Below are 10,206 nucleotides of genomic sequence, written 5' to 3'. Positions count from 1 at the left end.
TAGTAGGCGGATTGTTAAACTATCCTAATTTAGCTCGCGAGACAGGAGCGCAACGGACATGAATGATGCAAAGCTGACGACGGATAAATGGCCGAGCCTCGATCTTCAAACCCATCTCGCCGAACTGGAGGCGAAGGGTTTGCTGCTTCGCATCGATCGCCCGATCAACAAAGATACAGAGCTGCATCCCCTCGTTCGTTGTCAGTTTCTTGGCGGCATTCCCGAGGATGAGCGGCGCGCCTTTCTCTTCACCAATGTCATCGATTCTCGTGGCCGTCATTACAACATTCCCGTCGTGGTCGGAGCCTTCGCTGCGTCTCCGAGGATCTATGCGGTGGGCATGGGCCGTCCTGTCGAGGATATCAGCGCCGACTGGCTAAATGCCATCGCCAATCCAATGACGCCCGTCATGGTGAACTCGCCGCCCTGCCAGGAGGTCGTCATCACCGGCGATGATCTCCGGCGGCCCGCTGGCGGGCTGGCGAGCCTGCCGGTGCCGATCTCCACCCCTGGCTTTGACGCTGCGCCTTATCTCACCGCCACCTTGTGTATCACGGTCGATCCCGAGTCCCGCATCCGCAACATCGGCACCTATCGTGCGGCCTTGAAGCAGACCGACCGTCTAGGGGTGCGCATGTCGTCGCGCATCGGCGGCGCTGGCGGCTATATCCATTGGTGCAAATACCGTGAGCGCCGGGAGAAGATGCCCTGCGCCATCGTCATCGGCGCGGCGCCGGTGATCGTCTACACCGGCGCGCAGAAGCTTGCCATCGACCAGGACGAGATAACGGTGGCGGGCGCCCTCGCCGGCGTGCCCATTCGGACAGCCAAGGCCATCACCGTCGATCTAGAAGTACCGGCCGACGCCGAGATCATCATCGAAGGTCTCATAGACACGGACATGCTCGAACCCGAAGGACCGTTTGGCGAAAGCAATGGCTATGTCGCGCTTGAGGACTTCAACATGTCCATGGAGGTGACGGCGATTACACACAGGCATGCGCCCGTTTTCGCTTCCATCCTCAGCCAGGTCACGCCGAGCGAGTCCAGCGTCATTAAGAAAGTGGCCTTGGAGCCACTGTTTCTGAACCATCTGCGCAATCACTTGTCGCTCAAGAGCGTCCGCCGCGTGGTCATGCATGAGCCATTGAGCAATCTCCGGCCGATTATCTTCGTGCAATTCTCCACCGGCGCGCCGCGCACCGAGGTCTGGCGTGGCTTGCAAGGCGCCGCCGCCCGGCAAGCCGACTGCGGCAAAATCGTCATCGCGGTCAGCGAAGATATCGACCCCGACAATGCCGATGCGGTGATGTGGTCGCTCGCCTATCGCTCGAACCCGATTGAAGACGTGCACGTCGAACCTTATCGCTCTCCGGGCCACGCGCCAAAGTCGGGACCTGGAAACTCGGACTCGACCCTATTGATCGATGCGACGCTCAAATATCCCATGCCGCCTCTTGCCCTACCTGGACGCGAATTCATGGAGCGCGCGCAGACGCTGTGGAAGGAGCTCGGCTTGCCGCCTCTTGCCATTCGGTCGCCGTGGCACGGCTATTCGCTCGGTGACTGGACCGACGCCTGGGAGCAATTCGCAGGCAAGGCCGTCGCTGGAGCTTGGGCGGAGAACGGCGACAACAGCTGGGCGCGGCGGCGCGGCGGCCTGACGCCGGAGACCCCGGTGCGAACGGTCGAGACCTCAACAACGTCTGAGAAATAGCGGGGGGAGGCAGCCGCCGCGTACGCGCCTTTTTCCGACCGAGGCCGATCGAGCTTCTTGCCGCACGGAGCCTGTCGGGCGAGTACCCCATTCATAGGGCGTCGAGTGCAGACCGGCATGGCCGTGGTGTGAAACGGCGCGGCCTCAATGCGTACCAAAAGGATAATAGCGGAAGCTCCCCAAAACGATATTTTCCTGCGCTTTTGCCGTTCCGCCGACGCCTGCGAAAGAATATTTCTGGGTGAACGAATATTGCATGCCGACGCGCAACTGACCCATCGGACCGGAATAAATCCTATCCCAGAACCCGACCGTTAGTTGCCGCACCAAGGCGACATCTCCGACGCATGCCGAGGACCCGGGGATCGCGCATCCGGCGTTCGTGTAAAGAGGATTGCCGTAGCCAAAGGCCTGCTTTGCCCCTATTGGGGTCGTGACCGTATTGAAGCTGGCGCTCTCCCTCTCTTCGCCAGCGTAGGCATAAAGGTCAAGCTGCGGCGTGGCGCGCCAATTCAAGCCGGCAAGAAGCATGGTTTCTTGCAGAGGCGTGATGGCTCCGCTCGAATTGAACGTGACGTCGGGGAGTCCCGAGGTGCCATAACGACCGATGCCGCGGCCCGTCAAACTGGAGAATTGAAGCTCGAGCGTGTTCGAAATGAGCGGAATCAGGATCGACGCGCCGACGCCGCCTGCAGCCACATCCTGATTGTGATTGTCGACCTGGCTGTAGAAATCACGAAAAATGCCAGTGGTCTCTATGTGAATATGGCGATCGGCGATCCTTGGATCCCAGGCGACCTTGCCGATGATATCCGGCATATGGTTTAGCGATACCGCATTGGACGAATTGAACAAGGATCCATCCGGAGGAAGCTGGTTGAAGACCAGCGAGCTTGGTAAAGCCGCCGCTGCGCCTGCCGTGGGTTGGCCGTTCAGAAACGGGCCGGCCGGCGCTCCTGGGCCGCTGGCGAAAGTCGTCTGAGGATTTTCGATGGAAAGGCCGACCGATACATTGTCGCCGAAGTCTTTGACGACGCGGATTTGCGGCTGACGCGCCCAGACAAATCCGGGGATGAACTGATGCTCGATTGTCAGGGGAATATTTTCCTGGCGCGGATTAAGACCGTTGAGGAATGCGGTCGCGAAAGACCAAGCCTGACCGACCAGGAGATGCGCCCCAAAATCATCCTGGTCCACCGATGCATAGAACTGACGGAGGCGCGGATTGAATGAATTGCTTTCGTCGGAATTGGCTGTTTGAGCCGCCCCGAGGAAATCTATTTCGGCGAAGGCGGTCCAATGCGTCGTCGGGTTGACATCGCCCTTAGCCAATAAAGAGGGCCGGCTCTGGCGCGAGGTTAAGCGAAATTCGTTGGCGTTGCCTGCGCGGACGTTTCCGAAAGGGATCGCCGCAAATGGAGTGGCGATGTCCGCGCCTACGAAGCGGTCACGAAACACGCCTTCGAGCGCGATGAAACCGCCGGGCGTGAAGGTGATGCCATTAAAATAGACGCTGTGCAGATTCGCGATGGGAACGCCTCGTATCGCCGCCATCCGCGCTGCGAGATCTTGAGGCAAGTTATCCTCGAGCGGCGCGATCCCGACGCCGCTGGATGCCGTAGTTCCCGAGGGCGCCTCCACGGGCGCAATTTTCGCCGGGAGGTTGAAGATTTGAGCGTGGGTTTCCTTTTGTTTGCGCGCCTGCTCGTTGACCTTTTCCTCGAGCCGCTTCAACTGGGCCTTGAGAAGGCGAATTTCTTGGATGGCGCTGCTGCTTGCGGATGAGTTGGTTGCTGACTGCGCGTCTTCCGCCTTCGCTTGAAACGCAAGGAAAGAGACTAACGTCGCGAAGAGAAGTCTAAGGACACCTCCATCTCCTAGCGATGGCTGTTGAGATGAAAAACTCGAGCAACTGCGCTTGATACGGTCGATCAAAGCCGCGGAGCGTTTCAACGCGTTCCCCCGTGGACTGTCGCCGATTTAACGAAACGAAACCTCGGGAGCATGAGGCGGAAGCGGTTCCAACGCTTTTCGAATTCAGGGACGTTGCGCGTTATCCAGCGCATGATTGTGTTATGGGCCAGAGAAATTCCCCGCTCGGCCAACAGATCTCGAAAGCCGGGTTTGAACCTCAGATAGCAGCGGATGATCTTCCGGTCGAACGCGCGGTCCTTGAAAAGATCATAGATATTCAGCGTTGAGGTCTGTACGCCCAAAAACGTGTTCACACCAATACGCCTCGCATCCGCGGTTCGTACCAGATCCGCCGTCGCGGATCATGAAGGCGGCCGCGGCTAGCGAACTGCTCCCACTGCAGACTAGATAGACCTTGGTCGTGCTCCAATCGACGCCCTTGCGCCGCGCGACGGATGAAGCGGGTAAATGCATAGAGAAGCTTCTCTGGCATCACGCGCTTTCGTGAGGTGAGGTAATCAACAAATCGCATGCGGTCAGTATGAGGAGAATTACGGGAATGAGCAGCGGGGTGCGCAGTGACATTGCAGCGGCCGAACCGCCGCCGGCGCCAACTGTATAGGCAAACCAAGCAGTAGCGGGAACTGCGATCTCTACAATGCCGGTTGGACGCGCCCCATCCGCACCACTCCGGCGCCTGTTCATCCTCTCGCCGATATAGGCCACCATAGCGTCCGCGCATTTTAGCATTGTGTTCGTCACAACGATGGTCTGAATCGAAAGGCCGCCGAAGCGAGAAACCGTCTCACCCTGCATCGCCATGGCTATGGCCAGAAGCGGCAACTCGACTGAGACCAGATGCGGCGTTCGCCAACGTATGCCTTCAGTTACAATGAGCAAACCCGCCATGATGAACAGCTCGGCTGGCGGCCTCCGGATGCGCTTCCTGATCAGGCTGGAAATCAAGCCGCCACAGAAAAACGATCCCAAAGTAAGAGCAATGAGAGCGAAATGGGACCACTGCTGTCTTACAAAGGTAATTCCGAGCTGCACGGTGTTGCCGGTCATGGCCGCCGTGTAGACGCCATTCAGGTCGACAAACCCTAATGCGTCGACGTATCCGGCAACCAATCCCAATAAAAGAACACGCCTGACTTGAACGGCCGCGTTTGAAGTAGATGGTACGCCTTTTTCGTCCAAACTTGGCGCTTTTTTTGTCACGGCGCTCAGCCTATTTATACATGGTCTGATGCATCGTCCCGGGGGAAAAGACCTCCGCGTCGACCCATACGTTGATCAGTGCGCATTTTCCCGACTCACGAGCCCGGCGTAGCGCTGGTTGGATATCGTTGGGGTCACGAACATCCTCGCCATATCCGCCCAGCATCCGGGCGAATTCACCATAAGGTACGTCGCTCAGCTTGTTGGCCACCTCGCCATACTTCTTTCCCAAATGCACCATTGTACCATATCGAGGCTGGTTCATGTGCGAGTTGTTTCCAACCACGCCGATGAACGGCAGCCCGAATCGGACGCAGGTTTCGAAGTCGAAGCCAGTCATGCTGAAGGACCCGTCGCCAAAGAGGCACACGACCTCCTTTTCCGGGTGCGCAAGTTTTGCCGCCATGGCAAAGGGAGTCCCGATGCCCAGCGTGCCAAGAGGGCCCGTATCGAACCAATGACCGGGCGCGCGAGGGGCAATAATGCCACCCGCGAAGGTCAGGACATCGCCAGCGTCGCCGATAAAGATGGTATTTTCGGTGATGAATTCGTTGATCTCGTAAGCGAGTCGGAGCGGATGGATAGGGTGCGCGTCGGACCGGAGTTTCGGCAGCATGGCCTCGACCGACTTGCTTTCCAAACAACTTAGCTCCTCGAGCCACGGCTCCCGCTCGCTAGAGCCGTCGTCTTTCGCCTGGCCGATCGTGTCGAGAACGAATCTCATGACCACGCCTGAGTCTCCGACGATGCCCAAGGTGACATCGTGGTTCTTGCCGACTGTCCGGTAGTCGAGATCGACCTGAACGACCGGCACCCCCGAGGGGAGTCCACGACCATATCCCATGCGAAAATCGAACGGGAGGCCGAACACGATGATGAGGTCGGCCTTGTCGAAAGCATGATGCCGTGTGTGATGGAAGCCGTGCGGATCACCGGGTGGAAAAGTACCGCGGGCAGAGCCGCTTGGATAGGCCGGAAGGTTAAGCTCTCGGCAGAACTCCCTTGCGATTTCGGTTGCCCGGCAGGTCCAGAGCTGCGAACCGAACAAGACGCAGGGACGCTTCGAGTTGATGATGAGGGCGGCGAGCGCCTCGGCGTCGCGACGATCGCCCAGGCTCTTCGTGGATGCACGGTATCTGCCGGGCAGCGGCACCCTGACTTCCGTTAGGTCAACAGTCCCCCGCAGGATGTCCACTGGAATTTCGAGGTATGACGGCCCGGGCGCGCCGTTATAGCATTCCCGAAACGCCATGCTGGTCATCTCGGCGATCCGGGACGTGCTGCTGACGGTTTCAGCGAACTTGGTGATCGGGCGCAGCATCTCCGTATGTGGGAGATCACCCAGGGATCCCATGCGGCGCTGGCTCGACGGACCGAAGCCGCCGATCAACAGCATCGCGCTTTCTTCGTAGAATGCGTTGGCCACGCCGGTGATCGCATTGGTCGTGCCAGGCCCCGGCGTAATCACGGCACAGCCCGTCTTGCCAGTGATCCGCGAGTATGCGTCTGCGGCATGGGCCGCGACCTGCTCGTGCCGTACGTCGATGATCCGAATGCCCTCCGTCAGACAACCATCGTACACGTCTACGATCTCGCCGCCGGTCAGCGTAAAAATGACGTCCACACCTTCATTCTTCAGCGCCTTTGCGAGCAGGCGTCCGCCGCTTATGCGGGCGGCTTGGTTGCCCCCTCCGTCGTCGGGTTTGGGCGCCGCAGGCAGCTGTTCGATCGACCGGTCCATGCTTATGCTCCGAGTTCGGACTATGAGAGTCGTGCTAGCTGGACGGCAAGGACTCTGAATCGTGTCGCTCCCGCCGTCTCCGATTCCTATTCCGCCGCGGTCTGACGCGTAGACTGCGCGAACTCATGGCGAAGCGCCGCGCCATGCTGATCCAGGGACGGAGCGCCGACACGGACAGGCGGATCATCGTAGGTGCTGATTTTCACCGGATTGCCTGGCATGCGCACGCCGCCGGCTTCGATCAGCATATTACGGGCTTTGGTCTGAGGATGTTCGGCCGCTTCTGCGACATTCAGCAACGGGCCGACGGGCACGCCCGCCTCGTGGATGACCGTCAGCCAATGCGCGGACGGTTGCTTCTTAAGGGCAACCTCCATCTCCTGCTTAAGAGCAACGTTGTTCGCCATTCGGTCCTTGTTTTCCAAAAACCGCTTGTCGGAAATGAGCTCCGGACGTCCAATCGCCTGGCAAAGTTCGCCGAACAGGTGGTCGTTTCCACAGCAGATAACGAAGTGCCCATCGGAAGACTCGAAGACGTCAAAAGGCGTCATAAACGGATGGCGATTCCCGATGCGCTTTGGCACCAAGCCCGTCGCGACATATTCCATGAACCCGTGTTCGAGAAACGCCAGCGTGGAGTCAAACATGGCGACGTCCACGTGGGCGCCGCTGCCCGTCTTCTCTCGATCATAGAGGGCGCTGGCAATTCCGCAGAACATGAAAACACCGCCGCAGAGATCGGAGAGCGATGTACCGACGCGAGTCGGGGGCCCGTCAGGAAATCCCGTCACGCTCATGATGCCACTCATCCCCTGGACGATTGTATCATAGGCGGGATAGGTGGCGAGCGGTCCCGTCTGGCCGAACCCCGAAGAAGATGCGTAGATGAGACGCGGATTGATCTTGGACAACTCGTCATAGGAGAAACCTAAACGCGCCATAGCGCCCGGCCGGAAATTTTCTGTCAGGACGTCGGCCTCGCGAACCATGTTCAGGAAGATTTCGCGGTCTGTTGGCTCCTTCAGATTGAGGATGATGCTTTCTTTGCCGCGGTTGACGAAGCTGAAATAAAGTGACTGTCCCTTGTAGAAAGGGCCGTAGGTCCGTGTATCGTCGCCATGGCCCGGTGGCTCGATCTTGATGACCCGGGCGCCCAAATCGTTGAGAATGGTGGTCCCGAACGGACCATTCAGAACATGGGTCATATCGATGACAAGTAAACCGGAGAATGGGCCCGGGGCGACCTGTGACGAAGACGATGGCATGGTGACTTTCCTTAAGGCTCTGTGGCGAAGGACGTCTTTGCGCTTGTCGCTTTTTGACGCGACCGTGCGCCTGTAGTGGATTACGAACGCTATAGCCAGACCCTAGGGATGGGAGATCGCCGAGAACAGGCTCGGAAACTACTTAGAGGCTGTTTGGAAACTTTGACACGCGTGGTTTGGCGTGATTCAGAGTTTGGATGTGGACCTCAGCGAGCCGTGGCCGGATGGCCAAGATCGAGAAGAAGACGAAGCGCTACCCGAGCGACCTGGAGTTGACCCGTTTCGATGGACGGTTTCTGGCTTAGGTGGGTTGGTTCGGTTCTTTGGATTTCCTTTCGTATTCGACCGGCGAGAGGTATTCCAGCGCCGAATGTCGGCGTGACGGGCTGTAGAAACCCTCGATGAACTGGAAGATCGCCATCCGCGCTTGTGTGTGGGACTGGAAGCGATGGCGATCCAGCAGCTCACATTCGAGCGTGGCGAAGAAGCTCTCGCACATCGCATTGTCATAGGCGTCGCCGACTGATCCGGTCGAGGGCCTGACGCCGGCTTCCTTGCAGCGACTGCCGAAAGCGATGGACGTATAGTGCGAACCTCGGTCCGAATGATGGATGACGCTCTCTGGTTTGCAGACGGCGAGCGCCACGTCGAGGGCATCGAGAACGACCCATGTCTTGAGGTCAGCCGAGAAGGCCTACCCGACGCTTCGTCTCGACCAGGCGTCCAGAACGACCGCGAGATAAAGGAAGCCGATCACCGTCGGGATGAAGGTGATGTCGGCAACCCACAGCTCGTCCGGCCCCTCGGCGACAAAATTGCGCCGCACGAGATCATGCGCGGGATGATGCTTTGGATCGCGCTTCGTCGTGATCGGCGCGCTTCGGCGGCGGCTGACGCCTAGGTAGAGGACTCATTCAGGCCCATGAGATGATTATGGCTGCGAGGGCAAGGCCGGACAGATAGTTTTGCGCGTGGCGATCATATCGGGTTGCTACGCGTCGCCAGTTCTTCAGTTTGCAGAACATGCGTTCGATAAGGTTTCTGCGTTTGTAGGCCTTGCTGTCGAGAGGATAGGGCGTCCGTCGCGAAGCGGTGGATGGAATGACGGCTTTGACCTTCCCTTGTTTGAGCCATTTGCGCAGGCTGTCGGCGTCGTAGGCTTTGTCCGCCAGCAGCCGCTTTGGTCTGGCGACGGCTGCAAGCAGCGGAATGGCCATAGAGATGTCGGCGACGTTTCCTGGCGTCAGCGCAAAGGTGACCGGTCTGCCTCAATCACTCTGGTCAACGATGCTCTGACGCGGCTGAAGCCGGTCCGAGTCGTCGACCACCTGATGGCATTTACCTGCCGGCCCCCGGGGTTTCCGCCAAGGTGGTTACAATGTGGTTGCAACGCTTCCTGTCAACGTCGATCCACAAACCTGTTGACCTCTAACCTATTCAATTCACTACCAAAATCGACCCACGAAACGCAGTTCAGCCTTGACACGAGCCTTCGGAGGGCAAAGCGGCCTTTTCTCTTCGGCAAACGTTTGTGCGTTCTGCTCGAATAGGGCTGCTATGTGCGGGTAGAAAAAGGTGTTTGATGAGACCGAAGGTGGTGCATGGCGAGGCGGCAAGTCGATTTAGCTCCAAAACCTCGTGTGCTGGCGGCCGCATATGGGCAAGTCAATTTCGAGCAGATCGCCGCCGCCGTCGGCGTGCAGGTCGAGGAGATCAATAAGCATGCGACGCTGTTCGAAGCGGCGGCCCGTTGGTATCGGCTCGACAGCGCCCGGCTAGCCCGCACCCCTCCATCCAGCTTGCGCCGGAAGCTCGATCAAATTGCGAAGAGCGGCCGCCGGCTCTTGAAGAGCCTCGGCGTCGTCGATCTCGATGAGGCAGTCGACGGTCCTGGCGATCCTGAGATTTTCGACGCCCTGATTTTGCTGGGCGAGCGCGATACGACGCCGGTCATGCAAGCGACAGGGCGAGTCGCCCGTTTGGTGGAGATCGTGGAAGCCGCCGCAGCCGCAGCCGAATTGAGCCGGCGCGCTGAACAGGCGGCTACCGAGGCCGCAGAAGTCGGAAAGATGATGGTGGAGGAAGGCAATTCCGGCGATGTTGCGATCAACGACTGGGTGGCTGCGATGATGAGCGTCCATCGCATTATCACCGGGAAGGAGCCCGCAACCTCCGTCGGGGGACCCGACCGACCTGACGAGGGGATATCCGGAGGCCCCTTTATTCGCTTCCTCGCCGCAGCGAGCGAGCCCTTGCAACTGGAACTGGAACTTTTCGAGGACGCCTGGCGCAGCCGGACGCGCACCGTGCTGAGGGGCGCGTCTCCGCAAGATTGACAACGATTTGGC

General features: G+C 59.0%; 6 protein-coding genes and 2 pseudogenes. 2 read left to right on the top strand and 6 right to left on the bottom strand.

Annotated features, from left to right (window positions below; genetic code table 11):
* Positions 1-58 precede the first annotated feature (58 nt).
* Entirely contained in the window at positions 59-1,717 is a 1,659-nt protein-coding gene (locus WDN46_04715) for a UbiD family decarboxylase (protein ID MEJ0092741.1), read from the top strand.
* A gap of 144 nt (positions 1,718-1,861) precedes the next feature.
* On the opposite strand, the gene WDN46_04710 is transcribed toward WDN46_04715, so the two are convergent.
* From WDN46_04710 to WDN46_04685, 6 genes and pseudogenes are all read right to left on the bottom strand, one after another.
* Entirely contained in the window at positions 1,862-3,451 is a 1,590-nt protein-coding gene (locus WDN46_04710; GenBank protein ID MEJ0092740.1) for a hypothetical protein, read from the bottom strand.
* 672 nt (positions 3,452-4,123) lie between these two features.
* A complete protein-coding gene (locus tag WDN46_04705; protein MEJ0092739.1) occupies positions 4,124-4,852 on the bottom strand; it encodes a YoaK family protein in 729 nt (242 codons plus the stop codon).
* Between the two features lie 10 nt (positions 4,853-4,862).
* Positions 4,863-6,593, bottom strand: coding sequence for a thiamine pyrophosphate-binding protein (locus tag WDN46_04700; protein ID MEJ0092738.1), 1,731 nt, complete (start codon positions 6,591-6,593; stop codon positions 4,863-4,865).
* Positions 6,594-6,679: 86 nt separating this feature from the next.
* The gene (gene yfdE, locus WDN46_04695; protein ID MEJ0092737.1) at positions 6,680-7,858 is read right to left on the bottom strand and encodes a CoA:oxalate CoA-transferase; all 1,179 of its coding nucleotides are present in this window, start codon (positions 7,856-7,858) and stop codon (positions 6,680-6,682) included.
* A gap of 301 nt (positions 7,859-8,159) precedes the next feature.
* Positions 8,160-8,756 (bottom strand): annotated as a pseudogene (locus WDN46_04690) (IS3 family transposase).
* A gap of 16 nt (positions 8,757-8,772) precedes the next feature.
* A pseudogene (locus tag WDN46_04685) lies at positions 8,773-9,126 on the bottom strand (IS5 family transposase).
* Between the two features lie 333 nt (positions 9,127-9,459).
* Here WDN46_04685 and WDN46_04680 point away from each other — a divergent pair.
* Positions 9,460-10,194 (top strand): hypothetical protein, encoded by a 735-nt coding sequence (locus WDN46_04680; protein ID MEJ0092736.1) that lies wholly within the window; start codon positions 9,460-9,462, stop codon positions 10,192-10,194.
* The last annotated feature ends 12 nt before the right edge of the window (positions 10,195-10,206 follow it).

It is taken from the genome of Methylocella sp., assembly GCA_037200525.1.
Taxonomy (GTDB): Bacteria; Pseudomonadota; Alphaproteobacteria; order Rhizobiales; family Beijerinckiaceae; genus Methylocapsa.
This window is presented reverse-complemented; position numbering and strand designations above follow the sequence as displayed.

Coding starts and splice junctions, on each gene's coding strand:
- WDN46_04715 (MEJ0092741.1), top strand. CDS start 59: ATGAATGATGCAAAGCTGACGACGGATAAATGGCCGAGCCTCGATCTT.
- WDN46_04700 (MEJ0092738.1), bottom strand. CDS start 6,593: ATGGACCGGTCGATCGAACAGCTGCCTGCGGCGCCCAAACCCGACGAC.
- WDN46_04680 (MEJ0092736.1), top strand. CDS start 9,460: ATGGCGAGGCGGCAAGTCGATTTAGCTCCAAAACCTCGTGTGCTGGCG.
- yfdE (MEJ0092737.1), bottom strand. CDS start 7,858: ATGCCATCGTCTTCGTCACAGGTCGCCCCGGGCCCATTCTCCGGTTTA.